Origin of the sequence: Micromonospora sp. NPDC050686 (assembly GCF_040654475.1) — a bacterium.
Classification (GTDB): Bacteria; Actinomycetota; Actinomycetes; order Mycobacteriales; family Micromonosporaceae; genus Micromonospora.
Map to the genome: position 1 here is coordinate 40,060 of NZ_JBFAID010000031.1, position 18,682 is coordinate 58,741.

General features: G+C 64.9%; 12 protein-coding genes and 1 pseudogene. 5 read left to right on the plus strand and 8 right to left on the minus strand.

The window, feature by feature from the left end; genetic code table 11:
* Positions 1 to 195: 195 nt before the first annotated feature.
* From AB0H57_RS19945 to dndA, 3 genes and pseudogenes are all read right to left on the minus strand, one after another.
* A complete protein-coding gene (locus AB0H57_RS19945) occupies positions 196 to 1,092 on the minus strand; it encodes a phosphorothioated DNA-binding restriction endonuclease (protein ID WP_357508470.1) in 897 nt (298 codons plus the stop codon).
* A pseudogene (locus tag AB0H57_RS19950) lies at positions 1,089 to 3,574 on the minus strand (DUF3427 domain-containing protein); the annotation flags it as partial. The pseudogene AB0H57_RS19950 and the gene AB0H57_RS19945, both read right to left, overlap by 4 nt.
* A gap of 56 nt (positions 3,575 to 3,630) precedes the next feature.
* Positions 3,631 to 4,818, minus strand: coding sequence for a cysteine desulfurase DndA (gene dndA, locus AB0H57_RS19955; protein WP_357508472.1), 1,188 nt, complete (start codon positions 4,816 to 4,818; stop codon positions 3,631 to 3,633).
* Positions 4,819 to 4,921: 103 nt separating this feature from the next.
* On the opposite strand from dndA, the gene dndB reads away from it, so the two are divergent.
* Genes dndB through AB0H57_RS19980 form a run of 5 tightly spaced genes read left to right on the plus strand, consistent with a single transcriptional unit; the run spans position 4,922 to position 11,437 of the window.
* The gene (dndB, locus tag AB0H57_RS19960; RefSeq protein ID WP_357508474.1) at positions 4,922 to 6,073 is read left to right on the plus strand and encodes a DNA sulfur modification protein DndB; all 1,152 of its coding nucleotides are present in this window, start codon (positions 4,922 to 4,924) and stop codon (positions 6,071 to 6,073) included.
* Positions 6,070 to 7,611, plus strand: a complete 1,542-nt coding sequence (gene dndC, locus AB0H57_RS19965) for a DNA phosphorothioation system sulfurtransferase DndC (protein WP_357508476.1) — start codon at positions 6,070 to 6,072, stop codon at positions 7,609 to 7,611. Before dndB ends, dndC begins: the two co-directional genes overlap by 4 nt.
* The gene (gene dndD, locus AB0H57_RS19970) at positions 7,608 to 9,581 is read left to right on the plus strand and encodes a DNA sulfur modification protein DndD (protein WP_357508478.1); all 1,974 of its coding nucleotides are present in this window, start codon (positions 7,608 to 7,610) and stop codon (positions 9,579 to 9,581) included. The genes dndC and dndD overlap by 4 nt, the downstream gene beginning before the upstream one ends.
* A gap of 6 nt (positions 9,582 to 9,587) precedes the next feature.
* Positions 9,588 to 9,980: a DNA sulfur modification protein DndE gene (gene dndE, locus AB0H57_RS19975; protein WP_357508480.1), complete on the plus strand. Its 393-nt coding sequence runs from the start codon at positions 9,588 to 9,590 to the stop codon at positions 9,978 to 9,980.
* Complete coding sequence (locus tag AB0H57_RS19980) at positions 9,977 to 11,437, plus strand: DNA phosphorothioation-associated putative methyltransferase (RefSeq protein WP_357508482.1); 1,461 nt, start codon at positions 9,977 to 9,979, stop codon at positions 11,435 to 11,437. The genes dndE and AB0H57_RS19980 overlap by 4 nt, the downstream gene beginning before the upstream one ends.
* 18 nt (positions 11,438 to 11,455) lie before the next feature.
* Here AB0H57_RS19980 and AB0H57_RS19985 read toward each other — a convergent pair whose 3' ends face one another.
* The 5 genes from AB0H57_RS19985 to AB0H57_RS20005 all read right to left on the minus strand — a co-directional run bounded on the left by AB0H57_RS19985 (position 11,456) and on the right by AB0H57_RS20005 (position 18,551).
* Entirely contained in the window at positions 11,456 to 11,926 is a 471-nt protein-coding gene (locus tag AB0H57_RS19985; protein WP_357508484.1) for a DNA phosphorothioation-associated protein 4, read from the minus strand.
* Positions 11,923 to 13,983 carry an AAA family ATPase gene (locus AB0H57_RS19990; protein WP_357508486.1) on the minus strand — a complete coding sequence of 687 codons (2,061 nt, stop codon included), beginning with the start codon at positions 13,981 to 13,983 and terminating at the stop codon, positions 11,923 to 11,925. The genes AB0H57_RS19985 and AB0H57_RS19990 overlap by 4 nt, the downstream gene beginning before the upstream one ends.
* On the minus strand, positions 13,980 to 14,144 hold the full coding sequence (locus tag AB0H57_RS19995; protein WP_357508488.1) for a hypothetical protein: 165 nt from the start codon (positions 14,142 to 14,144) through the stop codon (positions 13,980 to 13,982). The genes AB0H57_RS19990 and AB0H57_RS19995 overlap by 4 nt, the downstream gene beginning before the upstream one ends.
* Positions 14,145 to 14,184: 40 nt before the next feature.
* Entirely contained in the window at positions 14,185 to 16,251 is a 2,067-nt protein-coding gene (locus AB0H57_RS20000) for a DEAD/DEAH box helicase family protein (protein WP_357508490.1), read from the minus strand.
* Positions 16,252 to 16,325: 74 nt separating this feature from the next.
* Positions 16,326 to 18,551: a sigma factor-like helix-turn-helix DNA-binding protein gene (locus AB0H57_RS20005; protein WP_357508492.1), complete on the minus strand. Its 2,226-nt coding sequence runs from the start codon at positions 18,549 to 18,551 to the stop codon at positions 16,326 to 16,328.
* Positions 18,552 to 18,682: the final 131 nt, after the last annotated feature.

Genomic DNA, 18,682 nt, shown 5'->3' on the forward strand with positions numbered 1-18,682 from the left:
CGGATCGCCTTTGACGGCGGTCGAGGGTCTGGCTAGCTCAAATTCTCTTGTCCGCCGCTCGCGTCCGTAATACCGTGGCGTCGTGGATTTCTTCTCACACTTCTGGCCTGCGTTGTGCACTGCGGTCGTAGAACTCCCCGACAAGGGTGCAATCCGCGAACACGCGAGATCCTGACTGACATGGTGGTGCCGGTGCTACGCGGCGAGTGGTTCGCCCTTGAACACCTCTCGGCGATGCCAGGAAGTGTGTTCGCCGGCAGGGACTTGAGTGCCGGGGCGTGGTCGCAGCCGCTGTCCATGAAGCTGGTAGGTGGTGCGGCCGGCCTGCGTGCGCGCAGTGAATGCCGCCGACACGTGGACGCGCAGTTCGCTGTCGAGACCGAGCGCGCCGAAGTCGAAGAGCTTGTGGTGAAGAACGCAGAGGGCCAGGCCGTTGTCGAGGCTGTCCGGGCCGTCGAAAGCCCACCACCGTACGTGCGCCGCGTCGACGCCGACCGGGACGTGGCCGAGCTGACCGTCGTATCCGCAGAAGGCGCACTGCCGATCCCATGCCTGCAGAACTGCTGCCCGCCAAGCCGGGTCCCGCCGTCGGCGGGGGATCGGGGCGACGCACGGCGCCTGGAGGATGTCGTCGGCGTCCAAGCCCGCAGAGGTCAGGACGTCGGGTGCGATGGTGGGCGGGAAGTGTTGTTCCACCAGGGCGCGGGCAACCTGTCGCAGCAGCTCGGGGTTCTGGCGGAGTTGGGACTCAGTGCCGGTATCTTGGCGACCCACCACGTTGTGGGTCGCCAACGGCCCGACCAGATCCATGGGTACGTTCCGGTCTAGGGTCCAGATGCCGTCGCTCCGGAGCCGCGTGAACGGGTATGCGGCACTCTGCGCCCGCCCGGTCTTCGACGCCGGTCCGAACTCGGCGATGAGATCGCTGAGCCGCTCCTGTGCTTGCGACCACTGCAACTCGCTGGACCCCTTGCGGATGAGTTGCCCGAGTGCCAGCAGCACCAGCAGCGGCTTGTGTGGTGCCCGGCGGCCGTGTTGTTCGTGCAGGCGTAAGGAGGTCAGGCGTTCCACGACGTCCTGGCGAGCGTTCACGCGGCGAGGGCGCGGGCGGCGGCGTACACGTCGGCGGGGAGCGAATGCTGCAGCTGCCAGAGGATCCGCATCGGCCGGTCCCCGGCGTGGTCCTGGTACGTCATCGGCCCGGCGTACAGGTAGGGCGGTGCACCGAGGTCGTGGTCGGTGACCTTGGTCTCCCGGATGAACAAGTGCACCGTCGACCCGCGTTCGGCGTGATGTATGTACCGCTGGCCGGTGGCCGAGGTCGATGAGGTGGTGCTCTGTGACTCCCACTGGAACAACCTGTTGGTGATGGCCCGGTCGGCGTACATGGTTGTGGGGGAGTAGTGCTGCTCGGACTTGACCAGGGTGACGAAGAAGAGGTCCGCGTTTTCGTTCTCCAGCCACTTCACGCCCTCGCGCAGCGACCCGGGGTTCGGCATGCCGAAGGCAGCGCACGCCTCGTTGCGGCTGTAGCGGGCGTGCACCCGTAGCGGCACCCGATCCGACGCTGGCTCCTCCGTGGCCCGGTGAATACGATCCCGCAGCACCTCGGCGACCTGCCGCAGCTCGGCGCAACGCGCCGGCTCCGCCCAGAGCCGCGGCCGCAGCTCCGCCACCAGCCCGTTCTTTGAGGTCGGCAGAGCCGACTTCAGGTTGGCGAGCACGATGTCCTTTGCCACCCGGTCCAGCTCGATATGGCAGCCGCTCGGCAGCGACGGGAAGTCATCCCGCACGGCCGCCTCGACGGCCCGCCGGCTCACCCCGGCCAGCGCCCGCCAGCGCAGGTCGAACCGGAAGGTGGCGTGCTGCCCGCCAATGAAGTCGAGCACGGTCAGGCAGGGCTTGTCGTCGTCCAGGCGCAGACCACGGCCGAGCTGCTGCAGGAAGATCGTGGCGCTCTCGGTCGGCCGCAGCATGAGGATCGTGTCGACCATCGGCAGGTCGACGCCCTCGTTGAACAGGTCCACGGTGAAGAGCACCCGCAGCTCACGGTTGCGGAAGGCGGTCAGCAACGCCTGCCGCCCGGCGGCGTCGACCCGCGAGGTCACCGCGCCGACGGCACGCCGTGCTTGGTGAACCAGTCCGCCATGAACTCGGCGTGCCCGATGCTCACGCAGAAGCCGAGCGCCCGCATCCGCCCGACGTCGGCGGTGTCGCGTACCGCGCGCAGGATCATCCGGGCCCGGGCGTGGTTGCCGGTGTAGACGCCGTCCAGCTCGGCCGGGTCGTACCCCTGCCCACGCTTCCACCGCAGCTGCGACAGGTCGACATCGTCGTGCAGGCCGAAGTACTGGAACGGCGCCAGCAACTGCCGTTCGAGGGCCTCCCACAGTGCAGCTCCACCGATGCGCGGCCGTCGAACCACCGGCGCACGTCGCCGCCGTCGCTCCGCTCGGGGGTCGCGGTCAGCCCCAGGAGTACGCGCGGCTGCAGCCGTTCCAGCAGCCGGGCGTACGTAGGCGCTTCGGCGTGGTGGAACTCGTCGACGATCACCATGTCGTACGCCTCGGGGTCGATCTCCTGCCGGTGTAGTGACTGGATCGAGGCGAATACGTACTTCCAGTCCTTGGGCCGGTCGCCGCCGACGAGAGATTCGCCGAAGCTGCCGTCCCCCATCACCTGTCGGAACACCGAGCGGCTCTGCCGCAGGATCTGCTCCTGATGGGCGACGAAGAGCAGCGAGTCAACCTGGCCGGCCTTGCGCAGCCGGCGGTAGTCCAGGGCGGCCACCACAGTCTTGCCCGTGCCGGTCGCCATCACCACCAGGTTTCGCCAGCGGCCGTGCACCAGCCGCTCGGCGTCCAGGTCGTCGAGGATCTCCTGCTGGTACGGGAACGGCCGGACGTCCAGGTTCGCGATCTCGGTCGGCGCCCCGTCGAGGCGCTCGCCGCGCAGCGCGATGCGCAGCCGGTCGGCGTCCTTCGCCGGGTCGTACGCCTCGAAGGCCGAGTCGTTCCAGTAGTCGGTGAACGTCGCCTCGAAGGTGTCGATGACGTGCGGCTGTTCCAGGTTCGAGATGCGTACGTTCCACTCCACGCCGTCGACTAGCGCGGACTTGGAGAGGTTCGACGAGCCGACGTACGCGGTGGCGGCGCCGTTGTTGCGGCGGAACAGCCGCGCCTTGGCGTGCAGCCGGGTGGTCCTGGTCTCGTACGAGACCCTTGATCTCGGCGCCCAGCTCGGCGAGCCGGTTCAGGGCGCGCTGGTCGGTCGCACCCAGGTAGGTCGTGGTGATGACCCGCAGCCGCCGCCGCGGGCGATGAGGTCGCGGATCGCGGGCTCGATGATGCGCTCGCCGTGCCACTTGATGAACGCGCAGAGCAGGTCAACCTCGTCGGCCGAGGCCATCTCGTGTGTGACCTCGTGGCCGATCCGCGGCTGGTGACGGCCGTTGACTAGCAGCGCCGGTGGAAAGCGGGGTGGTGGGGCCTACCGGGAAGGTGAGCGCGGCGGGCGGCGCCGGCGGCGCAGCGATGGCGTGCAGTAGGCGATGCGCGTCGGCAACCTGGTCATCGGCGCGGACCGCGCGGATTGGGGTGCGGCGCGGCAGATGCAATGCAGCCGGGCAGGTTACTTCAGCCGTCTAAGCCGCTCGGCTATCGACGCCCAAGGGATAGCCGGCGTCAAGTAGCTCCATGACATGCGGAGGGCCCCGGCAATCTGCTCGTCCGGTAGTCCTGCTGCACGGAGGACGTGGCTTGGCTCGTAGCTCTGAGAGGTGCAAGCCGACCCGTTCGAGATCGCGACCAGGTCCTTAAGTGCCACGATCGTCGCTTCGGAATCTACGCCAGGTATTGAGAAGTTCAGGGTGTGCGCTGCCGTTCGTTCGGGATCGCCGTTGAGCACTATGCCGAGTGGCTCAAGGACCCGAAGTGCTTCCGCCTTGATTGCTGCACATCGCTTCCTCCGCTGCTCATGTTCGCTGAGCGCCAGCGATGACGCCAAGCCGAGGCCGGCGACGAGTGCCACCGGCAGCGTGCCTGGACGTAGGCCCCGCTCCTGGCCGCCGCCGTGCATCAGTGGCTGAAGGGGCACGCGCCGGTACCCGCGCCGCCGCGCGACGAGTGCCCCAACGCCCTTCGGGGCGTACGTCTTGTGGCCGGAAATACTCAAGAGATCAATGCGCTGGTTGCGCAGCGACTCGACGAGCTTCCCGTAGCCCTGCGCGGCGTCAACATGCAGGAAGGCCTCGTGGCCATCCAGGATGGTCGAGATCTCGTCCAGAGGTTGCACGACGCCCGTCTCGTTATTGACCGCCATGATGGACAGCAGGAGTGTGTCAGGGCGCAACGCGCCTCGAACGGCCTCCGGGTCAACCCACCCTCCGATCGTGGGTGGCACCAACGTCACCTCGAAGCCCCGCCGGGCCAGCTCTTCGAGGGGCTCCAGCACTGCCTTGTGCTCGATCTGGCTGCTGATGATGTGCCGCCGGCCCGACTGCTCTCCGTGAGCGGCGAGCCCCAGAATCGCGAGGTTGTTGCTCTCCGTGGCCCCACTGGTGAACAAGACTTCCTCAGGCTTAGCATCGACGACCGCAGCGATTTCCTGCCGGGCGCGGTTGATGCGCTCCTTCGCCGCCTGGCCGTAACGATGCGTCCGGCTGCCAGCGTTCCCAAACTCCTCGGCGAGGTAGGTCAGCACCTCGGTCTGCACGCGCGGATCCAGGGGAGCGGTGGCGTTGCAGTCCAGGTAGACGGGCGGCCGCCCGACCTCCGCGTCGCTTGAGGCTGGGCTGTCGGTGGACATCGCTACTGTCATGAGCGCCATCCTACGCATCGGTTCGGAGCCATGTTTGGAGACACGACCATCCCTGTACGGACCCGGACTTCCGTACAGGGTCCTCTTCTGGTAAGTCTTAGACGTGGCACAAACCAAGATCAAAACTAGCGGCGTCGTGAGAGCGTCGGGGCGGGGACGCGCTGGCGCCTTCGAGTACGTCTTTCCCGCCATCCGCGGGGTCCAGGCAGGGCGGGAGTACTACGTCACTATGTGCCCGCTACGGCTTATCCCGCGGCTCTTCGTGTTTGACGAAGAGGAGCTGCCTCCGGAGATGCGCGCTCAGCGCACCTTGAACAAGTCTCGCGTACCGGAGATCGCCCGCTACGTTGTCGACAACCCGCAAAGCTACGTCTTTTCCGCCCTCACGGCATCGGTCAACGCCGAGGTTGCCTTCGAGCCGTTCGGCGTCGGCGGCGGACCGGGAGAGCGGGTAGGCACGCTGACCATCCCTATGTCGGCAAAGTTTGTGATCAACGATGGTCAACACCGGAGGGCGGCCATCCAGCAGGCGCTCATCGATAGTCCGGAACTCGGCGACGAGAGCATCGCCATCGTCATGTTCCTGGACATCGGGTTAAACCGATGTCAGCAGATGTTCGCTGACCTGAACCGTTACGCGATCCGACCCGCCAAGTCGATCGGCGTGCTATACGACCATCGTGACGAGATGTCGGCCATCACCAAGCTGGTGGTCATGCGTTCAACGTTCCTCAGCGATCTGACCGAGATGGAGACCAGCAACCTCGCCGCCCGGTCCCGGAAGCTGTTCACGCTCTCGGCGCTGTACAACGCCAACAAGTCGCTGCTGGACGGTGTGGAGACCTCGCTGGAACGCCGCGTCGACCTGGCGTCGACCTACTGGCAGCTGGTCGCCAGCCAGTTCCCGGAATGGCACCAGGTGCGCAACCGCTCGGTGAGCGCAGGCGAGATCAGGCGCGACTTTATTCACAGCCACGGCATCGTGCTGCACGCCCTTGGCAAGATCGGCAATAGCTTGGTGCTGGCCAGCCACGACTCCGCCGTCTGGGAACCGACGCTTCGCAACCTGCGCACCCTCGACTGGCATCGGACCAACGCTGCCACATGGGAAGGGCGAGCGATCCTAGGCGGCAAAGTTAGTAAGAGCGCAGCTAACGTACTGCTCACCACCGCGACCATCCGTCGGGCTGTCGGACTGCCGCTGCCGCCCGACGAACAGCGTACCGACGAAGCGTTTACCAAGGGAGAGAAGTGACTCGCAACCTTCCCGTCCGCAGTCGTTCAGCGTTCGACGCGGCGGGCTTCGCCGGTACCCTTGACACTCTCGTGGCCCAGACGCAGAAGCTCTACCTCGCTGACGGTGTGCCCTGGGTTGTGGGGTACTCAGGGGGCAAGGATTCGACGGCAGTCCTGCAGCTGGTCTGGGCCGCGCTCGCGGGTCTCAGTCCCGAGCAGCGAACCAAGCCTGTCCACGTGATTAGTACTGACACGCTGGTCGAGAACCCGGTGGTTGCCGCCTGGGTCACTCACTCACTCGACGTCCTGTCGGCGTCCGCCGCAGAGCAGGATCTGCCGATCACGCCTCACCGGCTCACCCCCTCGGTAACTGACACCTTCTGGGTGAACCTCATTGGGCGTGGCTATCCGGCGCCTCGGCCGAAGTTTCGTTGGTGCACCGAACGCCTAAAAATCAAACCATCAAACGCCTTTATTCGTGACATGGTTCGCTCCCACGGCGAAGCAATCCTGGTGCTGGGTACCCGTAAGGCTGAAAGTGCCGGTCGTTCGCACCGCATGACCGCTCTCGAGTCGCGGCGGGTGCGAGACCTCCTTAGTCCCAATGACTCTCTGCCGAACTGTCTCGTTTACTCGCCGATCGAGAGCTGGTCGAACGACGACGTCTGGACGTTCCTCATGCAACGTCCCAACCCGTGGGGGTACTCCAACAAAGAGCTGCTGACGATGTACCAGGGTGCGTCGGCCGACGGAGAGTGCCCTCTGGTGGTTGATGCCAGCACCCCGAGCTGCGGCGACAGCCGCTTCGGCTGCTGGACGTGCACCCTGGTCGATAAGGACAAGTCGATGTCTGCCATGATTCAGAACGACGAGGAGAAGGAGTGGATGCTGCCACTCCTGGATCTTCGCAATGAACTTGATGTGGCCGACGATCGACACCTGCGTGACTTCCGACGCATGAATGGCTCGGTGCAGCTGTTCCACGACAGACCGATCCCGGGACCATACACACAGGAGGCCAGAGAGCGCTGGCTCACCCGTCTATTGGAGGCGCAGGCGTGGATCCGTGAGAATGGCCCTCACTACGTGCGCTCACTCGAGCTAATTACGCTGGCCGAGCTCGAAGAGATCCGCCGGATCTGGGTCGTTGACAAGCACGAGTTCGAAGACAATATGCCCCGGATTTACGAAGCGACGATGGCCGAGAAGTACCCGGGCAGGCCGCTCGATGAGCACCTGCCACTTGGCCCCGAGACGGTGGAGGTGTTGCGGTCGATTGCGGGGGAGGATCGGCTGCATTTCGAGCTGGTACGCGAGCTGCTCGACATCGAGCAGCGTCAGCGGGCGCAGGCCCGGAGGGCCGGTCTCTTCGAGTCGCTGGAGAAGGCGCTTCGGCGTGGCTTCTATGATGATGAAGCGGACGCCACTGCTCGAGCACATCATCGCAGGTCCGCGATGGACCGTAGTGCAGCGAGGTCGACAAGCCCTGAAGAGCCGGATCCGCTTGATCTTGCGGATGGATTCGTCCGCCCGACCAACGCTGGAGTCGGCCAATGATTCTCGATAAACTGATCCTTCAGAATGTCGGCACGTTCGCCGGACGCCACTCGATCATCTTGGCTCCGCCGTCGAGCCGAGAGCCGATCGTTCTTATCGGCGGCTTGAACGGGGCGGGTAAGACGACCATCCTGGAGGCCATTCACCTTGCGTTGTACGGCCCGTTGGCCCGAATCTCGGGACGCCGCTCAGGCAGCTACGACAACTACCTGCGCAGCCTCATCCACCACGGCATCCCCCACAGCGAGGGCGCATCCATCGAGCTGAGCTTCCACGCGCATCAGGAGGGCGTTGAGCGGCAGTACCGGGTCCGTCGCAGCTGGCGGAGCAGTGGTGCAACCCTTCGCGAGATCCTAGATGTAGCCGTCGATGGTCGCCATGACGCCGCGTTGACGTCGACATGGAGCGAGCAGGTTGAGACCTTCTTGCCACGCGGCATTGCGGGACTGTTCTTCTTCGATGGCGAACAGATCGAAGCGCTTGCCGACATGGAACGTTCGCGTGAGGTCCTCGGATCGGCCCTGGCAGCGCTCCTGGGTCTGGACCTTGTCGAGCGCCTGAACACCGACCTGTCAGTGCTGCGCCGGCGGCACCGGAGTCGGCAGGTGCCCGATGGGCTGCGCGAAGCGGTCGAGGAGCGGCAGCGCTCCGTGACATCCCTGCGGCAGGCGGAAGAAGCTGCCGCTGGCGCCGTGGCTACCCTTCGCGTCGAGCTTGAGCGTGCTGACAAGCGGTTGTTTGAGTTGACCGAGCGCTACCGCTCCGCAGGCGGAGAGCTCCTGGATCGCCGCGATGCAGCCGAAACGACCGTCAGCATGTTGCGGGCGGAGCTAACGCGGATTGAGGAGGAACTTCGCGAGGAGCTGGCCGGTGCTGCGCCCCTACTCCAGGTCGCCGAGGTCTTGAAGCAGGTCGGCGAGCAGGCCGGCCGCGAAGCCGAAGCGGGCCGGCAGCGGGTGGTTGCCGATGTGATTGCAGCCCGAGATGCGGCCGTCATCGAGCAGCTCAAGGAGGCCAAGGTTCACGGCCCCGCCCTCAAAACGATCGAGGATTTCCTCGCCGCGGACCGCGGCCAGCGGCTGGACTCTGCGGAGGTTGCCACCGTCACGGGGCTGTCGACTGCTAGCTCGATCAACCTCTTGCTGGACTCCAGTCTGCCCACGGCCGCTCGCCGCTTGAGCGCGCTGCTCGAGCGGCGCAGTGAGAAGCGCGCCGAGCTTGACCAGGCAGAGCGCGTCCTCGTCGCCATGCCTGACCCCGAGCTTCTGACGCCGTTGCGCGAGGAGCGTGACAACGCTTCCGCCGAAGCGATCCATAGCAGGGCGGCGCTGACTCACGCGGAAGAGCGGCTCAACAGCCTGCGTCAGGACCGTGCTCGTGCAGACGCGGCGTACGAGGCCGCCCTCGACAGGGCGGCCCACGCCAACCTCGCTGCAGATGATGGTCGCCGGCTCGTCGAGCACATCGATCGCGTCCGGCTGACCTTGGAGCACTTGCGAACCGCGGCGACGGAGCGGCACCTAGAGCGGATCTCGCAGCTTATCTTGGAGGCGCTTGGTCGCCTGCTTCGCAAGGACAAGCTGGTCACCGAGATTCAGATCGACTCCAACACACACACAGTCAGCCTCACAGGACTAGACGGCCGTCCGTTGTCTTCACAGGAACTATCCGCCGGAGAACGCCAGCTTCTGGCAGTGGCCCTGCTTTGGGGCCTGGCGCGAGCTGCAGGACAACCGCTGCCCGTCGTGATCGACACACCACTGGGCCGTCTAGATGGCTTTCACCGGGAGCACCTGCTAGAGCGGTACTTCCCAGCAGCGAGTCACCAGGTGGTTCTGCTGTCTACGGATACCGAGATCGACGAGGCGGCATTCGGTCGCATCGCCCAGCATGTCGGCCGCTCCTACCGCCTGGAGTTCGACCCCAGCACCAACGCAACGTCCGTCGAGCCCGGATACTTCTGGAAGTAGCCACCGATGACCATCGAGCACATCCGGCTGTCGCAGCCGGCCCGCGACCAGCTGATCACTCTCAAGCGTCGCACCGGCATAACCCATTGGAACGTCCTGTGCCGGTGGGCTCTGTGCCGGTCGCTCGCTGAGCCGGCGTCGCCCCCCACGATCAGGCTGGTTCTCGATAGCAGCGTCGAGATGACATGGCGGGTTTTCGCCGGTGAGTTTGGTGATGCCCTGTGGGCGCTGATGCGCTACAGATGCCATCAGGACGGGTTGGCCTTGGACGAGGAGACCTTGGCGCAGCAGTTTCGGCTGCATTTGCACCGCGGCATCGGGTATCTCGTCGGCGATGCCCAAGTGATGGATCTTGCCGGGCTCGCGCGCCTAGCCCTTGCTGAATCCGCCACCGCATGACCACTGCAGTGGCGCGTCATCGCACAGCGATGAGCCGTTCTGCTCTGTCGCGGCCGCTAGTTACGGCGCTCGGCGACCAGCTCCTGGGCCCCGGCGTGACCGTGTTCGACTATGGATGCGGTCGGGGAGACGACGTTCGTAACTTGGAGTCGCTCGGTTACGACGTCGACGGCTGGGATCCGAGCCATCGACCGCAGGCTGACCGTAGACCTGCTGACGTCGTGAATCTCGGCTATGTCATCAACGTCATTGAGCGTGTCGATGAACGTGCACAGGCACTGCGTAGCGCATGGGACTTGGCCCGCCAGGTGCTGATCGTCTCCTCTCGACTGACTTGGGATGCGCGGGATCTAGTCGGCCGGCCGCTCGCAGACGGGCTGGTGACTAAGACCGGGACCTTTCAGAAGTTCTATGAGCAGGCGGAGCTAGCGACCTGGATCGAGCAGACGCTGAATGTACAGCCACATGCGGCCGCTCCGGGTGTCTTCTACGTCTTCCGTGACTCTGCGCGTGCTCAACAGTTCCTGGCCAACCGTGTCTACCGCTACCGACCGCGGGTCAGCATCGATCCGCATGCCACCTACGAGCAGCATCGGGAGCGGCTTGCTCCAGTTCTTGCCTTCCTCAGCGACCACGCTCGTCCGCCGCGTCCAGGAGAGCTGCCGACGGACCAGGAATTGGCCATTCAGGACTCGCTTGGCAGCCTGGGTCGCGCCATCCGTCTGATCCGGCAGGTTACGGATGATGCGTACTGGCAGCGCGTTACGAACCAGCGGCGGGCAGAGTTGCTCATCTACATCGCGCTGTCGCGCTTTGGTCGCCGGCCACGCTTCAGCCAGCTCGGAACGACCCTCGCAGGCGACATCCGAGCGCTATTCGGGACTTACCAGTCGGCATGTGTCCAGGCGGACCGACTCCTCCTAGCCTGCGGGGACCCCGCAATGATCTTCGTTACCGCCCGGAGCTCGCCGATCGGCAAGCAGACACCCACCGCGTTGTACGTGCACCGTTCGGCCTTGGCAGAGCTACCTCCCGTGCTGCAGGTATACGAGGGATGCGCACGCGCGCTGACCGGAACGGTCGACGGTGCGAACCTCATCAAGCTGTCAGTGACCCAGCCTCAAGTCTCCTACCTCGCCTACCCCCGGTTCGACCGAGACCCTCACCCGACCCTAGCTGCGGCGGTCACGGTGAACCTTCGCAAGCTAACCGTCGATTGGCGCGACTACACCCGTTCGGATAACCCTCCGCTGCTACATCGCAAGGAGGAGTTCATCGGAACTGATGACCCGCGCCGGGCGCTGTACTCACGGCTAACGCGCGCGGAGCAGCGCGCAGGGTTGTACGAGCACCCGGAACGCATCGGCACGCTCCGGGGGTGGCAAGCGACTATGGCCGGGGCGCACGTCGAGCTTCGAGGGCACCGGCTCGTGCGCCGTCCAGCTGAGGAAGGCTGACGCCGGCTAGGACAACTGCTACCAGCTAACACCGCCTAACAGCTCGTCGACCGAGACCGGCTTCGCCCCCCCACTGGCGGACAGCGCCTCGGTCACGAGCGTGATGACGACCAGACTTGCGGTCTGGTGGCGCACGTTGACCTGCTCCTGGATGTACTCCAGTCCGCCGTTGGCGTACTCCTCGAAGATGGTGATGCGCTCCTCGAGTCGGAAGCTGTCCATGATCTCCGGGTCCTCGGCTAATTCGTTCGCCGCGATCATGCCGATGAGTGCTTCCGAGAATGTCGGCGCGGTCAGTGTCTCGTAGCGGATTGGGTCACCGGCCGCAGCACTGAACGAGACGCGGCGCTGGAAGTAAACGCCGACGGCGGCCGCGTACAGCAGAATGTCACGGAAGGTGGAGAACGATGCCTCGTCCCGTAGTTCGGCCATCAACGCCTCATGCTGCTGCGGGCGCCGCACTCGTACGTCGCTGATGAGAGCTGTCACTTGATCACCTTCAGCTCGGCTCGGTCGGCGTCTGCCGATGAGCGGATGTACGGGTAGGCGATGCCGTCCAGCTCGATGTCGTCGGAAAGGTCGCCCTTTGCGGTGGTGTGGGTGACGATGACGCCGAGGTGGTTGACGTATGGCATCAGCTCGCCGACCACGTGGCCCAGGCCCTGGCTCTTGCTGACAAGCACCACCAACTGCGGCGCCATCTGAGCCAGGGCGCGGGATACCTCCCGCTGGTAGTTCTGGTCCAAGCTTCCGAATGCCGCGTCCATGACAATCGGGTAGGTGCCGCCATCCTCCGAGAGGTGGCCTTCGGCTCGCCGTTCCTTGCGGATCTGGCGAGCCAGCTTCGACACGGCGGCGACGAACGACAGACTGAGGATCTGGTTCTCGCCGGTCGACTTCGGTACGGGCAGTTCGACACCGTCGACATCCTGATAGAGCGTGAGCTCGAAGCCCTCGCTGAGCCGCGGCATGTAGCGCTTGATTGTAATCTGGCCGAAGACGCTCTTGAGCTCGGCGTCAAGTCGTTTGCGCATGTCCTCCGAGCGAATCGCCAGAATCTCTTCGAGCGCACGGCGGACTGACTGGACGAGGTCCGAACGGGCACGGGCCTTGGCGGCCAACTCGTCAGTGACCTCAGCCTTGCTGCGCTCCGTTGTCTTCTGGACGATGTCTTTTTGGGTCTGCTCCAGCGATGACTTGACCGACCCGATCCGCTCCCGCTTCACCCCGATACGGCTGTCGAGGTCGAGCCGCTTGTTCTCGAGCTGCTGCACGTCTTCCAAGCGGCTATCCTTGAGCTGACCATCCAGCTCCGACATCTGCTCCTCGAGGCGGGCAACCCGATCGCGCTCGGTCGAGATCCGCTTGATAATCGTCTGCAACGACTCTTGAAGCTCCAGCCGTGCACCGGAGAGCGGAGCCATTTGGCCACTCAGCTGTTGCCACGCCGTCTCGACAGCCTGCAGCCCGGCGCGCTGCCGCCAGTCGCGAACGTTTCTAAGGGCATCGCCATGCTCTGCGAGCGGTGTCCCGCAGATGCAGCGCCCGTCTTCGATCAGTTGGTCGACAAACTCGCGCTTCAGCGGCGCCGGCAGGGCGCCCTTCTGGTAAAGGGTGGCGGCCATAGCGCTGGTCGCGGTGGCGAGCTCGTTCGTGAAGGCCAGGAACCCGCGGGAGGCGACTAGGGATGCGCGTTCGCCCTGGGCTAGTTTTAGAGCGGCGCGTGCCTCATCCAGCTCAGTCTGGACCGCGTCGCGCTGCTTCTGGATCGGGGCCACGCTGGCATGTTGGCGAAGCAGCTCGGTGACGCTTTCCCGCTCCTCGTTGAGGGTCGCCAGGGCGTCCTCCAGTACCCGGAGCTCATCGCGGGCAGAGCTCTCGCGCTCGCGCAGATCATCGATCGCTGTCTGAATCGCACTGGCTTTCTCCCCGCCATACTTCTTGAGGTCGGCCGTCAAGCGCCGGTCGACTTTCGGCAGATGGGCGATAGCCCGTTCAACGTGCTCCAGATCCAGCAGCGCCTTGATGTCGTGCTGAACCTCGCTGTATGCCCCCTTCTGGACGAGCTTCTCGATACGTTCCCCGTTGAAGAAGAAGAAACGGCTTACGCCACGCGGCAAGATGCTGTAGATCCGTTCCTGTGGTGCGCCCACCATCTCTGACGAACCGTCCGTCCGTGTCTCCCACAGCTGCACCCCGGGCGACGGTCGCTGCTGTTCGTCAGACAGCTTCCGGACGTCCGCGCGCCGCAGGAGCCGATAGTTGTGTCCCTCATGATCGAAGGCCAGCTCGACTGCGACCTGCGTGGTGTCGCCAATAGGCAGAGATCGCCAGACGGTGTCGGTCACCATGCGATCCTGCTCTTCGACGTCATCCGACATCTGACCATAGAGCGCCCAGGTGAACGCGTTCAGGAGCGTGGTCTTGCCTGCACCGTTGGCCCCGAACAGCAAGGAGACCGGTTTGAGTGAGTCGGAGCGCAGCTCGAAGCTCTGCTCTCCGCTGAACTGTCGGAAATTAGTCAGCTTGATTGCATGGAGTCTCATGGCAGGATCTCCTTGACCGCGCCCACCAAGTCGTCTGTGAGATCGGCGGCCCGAACGTGCAGCCGCGCCCGCTCGATCTCCAATACTCGCTTCAAAAGCGCGCGCTCCTCATCGCTTAAATCTTGAAGCACGTCTTGCTCGGTCCTATTGGCCGTGCTCACCTACTGCTCCTTCATTTGGCGCTTCCGGGGGTGTTGCTTCTCACAAATGCATGAGCTGGTACTGCTCCTTCAAGGGGCGCAGGACTTCGAGGGTTGCTTCGTAGTTTTCGGCAAGCTTGCCGAACTCATTCGCCCGCTCCAGCTCGCGAATCAGAAGCTTGCGCTCGACGTCGAAGTTGATCGGCGCGCCGGCCTGCGGGATGGCTATGTAGTCGATGATCTCGGCCGTGTCCTTGCCGGGTGCGCGCCGCAGGATTCGGCCCCGCCGTTGAATGAACTGTCGCGGGTTGCTGCTACTCGCAAGCAGGTATCCAACGCGTGCATCGGGAATGTCGACGCCTTCATCCAAGCAGCGCATGGCGACCAGGACACGTAGGTCAGTGCCGGTACCGAAGCGGCGAAGCAGGACCCGTCGCTCGGGACGTAGGGTATCGGCCACATAGGAGTGCGCCGCCAGACCAAGATCGTTGCCAACCACGTTCATGATCTCGGCTACCTGGTTCGGTCCGGGAAGATCGCCGGGCTCCACTGGACGCCGCCCTTCGGCGCAGTAGACCAGCTGATACCAGAGGTCGCGGCGCGCCTGAAGGTCGCTCCGCAGGAGAGCAACCTTGCCTTCGGCGTGGCCGAGAACACTGGCCCGCTGCCGCAGCAGGTACCCGATGGGTGAGTCGGAGTCGCGGGCTTCCAAGCTGTCACCTGCTGCCAGCCTCTTGGCAATCTGCGTGGTCAGGTCCACGTATCGCCCGGTCTCCTCCTCCGTCAGCTCCACTAAGCGAGGCACGTAGCGGTACCGGCAGAGAGCACCCATCGCGATTGCCTCGCCGAGGCCCAGTTCGAATACAACCGCGCCGAAGTAGTCGATGAGGGCGTCGGTCCCCTCGTCGTCGAACCAACGCTCAGGCGTTGCTGACAGGGCCAGCCGATACGTGGCATTTGGGGGCAACGATGCGCGGTAGGTCGAAGAACCCAAGTTGTGCGCCTCGTCCGCGATTACGAGCAGCGGGGAGCTGATCCGCGACAGTACCGACTGAAAGCGCTCCCCGGCGAACGAGGCGTTCGTGGCTACCATGACGACCACCGGCCGTTGACCCATCCGTGCCGAGGCCAGCTGTTCCTCTACGACAGGAAGCCAGCGCTGACTGGATTCATACACGGCAACCGGCCGAACACCGAAGAACTCGACCTCCGTGATCCATTGGTCAACGAGGTGCTGCAGCGGCGCCAAGATGAGCACGACTAGCGGGTCTTCCCGTTGCCTGAGCACACCGGCAAGCTGACAGGCCGCTGTCATGGCGGTCTTGGTCTTGCCCGTGCCCGTCGCCATCTTGAGAATGCCTCGGCCCTGATTCCTGAGCCAGGCCTCCACGGCCTCTCGCTGGTAGTCACGAACGGTCAAGGATGCGGGAATGGCAAGCGGTGAGGGGCTGGCCTCGGCAGGCGGGGGCGGGGTGAGCGCGTCGTCCCGTGCCGGCAGCCTGCCCGCCCGCCTGCTCCGCCCAATCTCGATCAGTCGCTCCTGGGCAACATCCGGGAAGGGCTCAACTCGCAGGTTCTTGGTCCGGTCAGACCACAGATCGTCGAAGTCAGCCTCGATGCGTAGGGCGCGTGCGCCGTCCCCGGGAACCCAGCCCGAGTAGACCTCGATCGACTCAAAGTTCGCCAGCAGTCCCCCGAGCGTCTCGTTGGCGCTTCCGGTGAAGGCGATCAGATCCCCGATTGCGTCCCGGAATACGCCGATCTTCTCGTGGTAGACGCCGATGCGCCCCGCATGCTCTACGAAGGCGAGCTTGATGTCGAGGCAACCTTCCGCGATGAGCCGCCCGACGACGCCAAGCCCGTCGAGGACGGCTTCAGGCGCTTCCTGCTCCAGCGATCGCAGCGCCGCCCGCTCAATTACCGCCCGGAGGTCGTAGCCGCGCTCAATGTCAGTGATGTCGTCGGCGTCCAAGTGCGGCGACGCGATCAGGCGCATAGTGCCGCCCACTTGCGCAAACCGCTCGATACCGCGCGAAAACAACGCCATGCTGGTTGACGTGAAGTAACCGACCGCCCGGCTGTAGCTGGTAGCGACGGACAGAGCCGGTACGTAGAAGCCTTTGACCACGTCCTCCTGGTCGCTTCGGTACCGACCTGCGATGTCGAGGGATCGAAGCCCGGGCCGACGTTGTTCAGCCGTACTCACAGCAGATCCAAGATGTCGTTTATCTCAGCAGCGCGCACCTGCCGCGACGGCGCTACGCCATCCTCCAGCGCTGTTCGCGCCCTCACCAGCAAGTCCGCGACCTCGGTGTCGCCGCGTTCGCGGTAGCCGCCGATGACGCTTGAAACCGGCGACTCCGCTGGCAGGCCGATCGCAACCGCGAGCGTGGCTCTGGGCCTCTCGGAGCCCTCCTTCGCGCCGACAAGCGCAAGAGCGTCTCCGAGGGAATCGCCCGTGAGCGGTCGCACCGGCTCAATCCCGAAAGTGCCGTCGTCGCCTATCACCAGGAACAGGTCGCCGTCAGTCTCGATGTCGTCGGCGACCAGAAATCGTCGGATGGTGCCGAACGCTGGTTGGTTCCCCGTCCAGTTGATCGACTGCGGACCGAGGGGTGTCTCAAGCAGCCGCGTTTGGCCAAACTGAAGGCCCAGGATGCTGGCGATCGCCATGGGGGCGACCGAACCACTTCCGCGGAGATGGTCCTTCGTGACACGAATGCGGTAGAGCCAGCGGCTGCCCCGGCGGTACAGCCGCCGCGTGCGCTCCGGAGTCTTGCGAATGGACGGGTCCGATCCAGCCAGGCGCACGATCCCGTTCCGAGATTCGAAGGGCGCTGCGCTAGCGTAAGCCACCACGCTGTTGGCCGTGACGCTATAGGTCCCGGTGATGCGCTCGATCAGCGTCTCCATCGGCACCTGGCCGCCGGCACGAGCGACCTCTTCACGGACGAGAGCCCGGATACCCGTGTATGAGGCGAACCCCCACTCGGCGAGCGCCCAGCGGTCCCGATCCACTCGCTCGAAGCGCTCGTCGATAGACATGGCGTTCCGAAGTGACCCCACGCTTCGCCGGACAGCGAACCGGTCCAGCAGTTCCTGTGAGGACATCGGCGAGCCGACGATGGACAGGATCGCCCCAGCCCAGTCGCCAACCGATTGCGTCCGGGTGAGGACGTGTTCGCCGTCGACCGTGTATCCGCAGTGGCGCAGCCAGGCGACTAACGCATCCTGCTGACTATCGGCCGGCACATTGGGGTTGAGCTCATCGATGTCTATCAGCCGAACAACGCCGTGGGGGTTGGCGAGTTCCAAAAGCCGGGTCTGCGTTGTGGTCTGTGCCGCCACCATCGTGGGGGAAACGCACCAGCCGTCCTCAATCTCGTAGGCATCGTCCAACCGGTCGAGCACCCGCCACGCGGGCTGCTGTACCGAATCGACAGTCCGGGCCAAGGCGGGCAGCAAATCGAGCAGGCTATTCAGCGGCAGCACCGTGCCGATGAGTTCGCGAGCAGCCGCGCCGATCAGTTCCAGCGGTTTGCTTGGCTGAAGCGCCTCCACCATGTTGGCTCGCGCCTTGGCTTCAATCTGTCGCACTCGCTCCCGGGTTACCCCCATCGCCCTACCGAGCTCGTCGAGGGTCTCGGGAGCATCGGCGAAGAACCGTCTGGCGAGGATCTCCTGTGCCCGGCCGTCTAGTGCCGTTATCTCGCGCTCAAGGAGCTCGGCGGCGTCCAGCCCGACCTGCTCGTCGTCCAGGACCTCTCCGGCGCTGAGCCGCTCAATACGCTGCCGCGCCTTGGCGATCTCTGGCGGTGTCCCCGCCCTTAACGCAGTGCCGAGGAGTGATTCCTCCGGGACGCCGAGCGCCACGAGCCAGCTGGCCACGAGCTGGATATCCTCGATTAGTGACATCGTCCACGTTGGAGGCACGGCACTTCTTGCGGCGCTGGCCCCGTGGGTGGGTGCGTCAGGTCCCCCCACTGGCAGCAGGAGGGGTGCAGCAGTCCCGGTGGCCGCGTCGGCAAGGGCCTGGAGGATGCAGTCGACTGTGCCAGCCCCGACTTGGTGCCAATCGAGGATGTCGGTCAGCTCGATGCCTTGGAGATCGGAGGCTGTTCGGTACCCGAACCGACCGAGCGCGTTGCGGGCACGAGTCGTCAGTGGTAGCCCCTCCAGCCACGTTTCGGCTGGCAACCCGGGGAAGATCTGACCAATCGTCCAGCGGCCGAGCCGCTCGAGGGCGAGATCCGAGATCTGAGCCAGTTGCCGTCTCCGGTACTCGCTGCCCGGGGGGTCGATCGGCTGGCGCCACCACGGTGAGAGCGGTCCTGCCGGGCCGTCCTTAGCAGCGACTGCCTCCAACCATGGAAAGGCGTCTAGCCAGCATTCTGCGGGCCGGGATGTCACCACGAGGTCGTCAGTCACGCCGTCCTCCTCTCGCTCCTCGTGGCGTCATAGCTCACGGCACTGACAACAGCAGATGGTCGATGACGGAGGCACCCTCGGGGGCGACACGGGACCGACCCCTGTATGGACGAGCGTCCTAACATGGGAGT

Coding starts and splice junctions, on each gene's coding strand:
- dndA (WP_357508472.1), bottom strand. CDS start 4,818: ATGACAGTAGCGATGTCCACCGACAGCCCAGCCTCAAGCGACGCGGAG.
- dndD (WP_357508478.1), top strand. CDS start 7,608: ATGATTCTCGATAAACTGATCCTTCAGAATGTCGGCACGTTCGCCGGA.
- dndE (WP_357508480.1), top strand. CDS start 9,588: ATGACCATCGAGCACATCCGGCTGTCGCAGCCGGCCCGCGACCAGCTG.
- AB0H57_RS19980 (WP_357508482.1), top strand. CDS start 9,977: ATGACCACTGCAGTGGCGCGTCATCGCACAGCGATGAGCCGTTCTGCT.
- AB0H57_RS19990 (WP_357508486.1), bottom strand. CDS start 13,983: ATGAGACTCCATGCAATCAAGCTGACTAATTTCCGACAGTTCAGCGGA.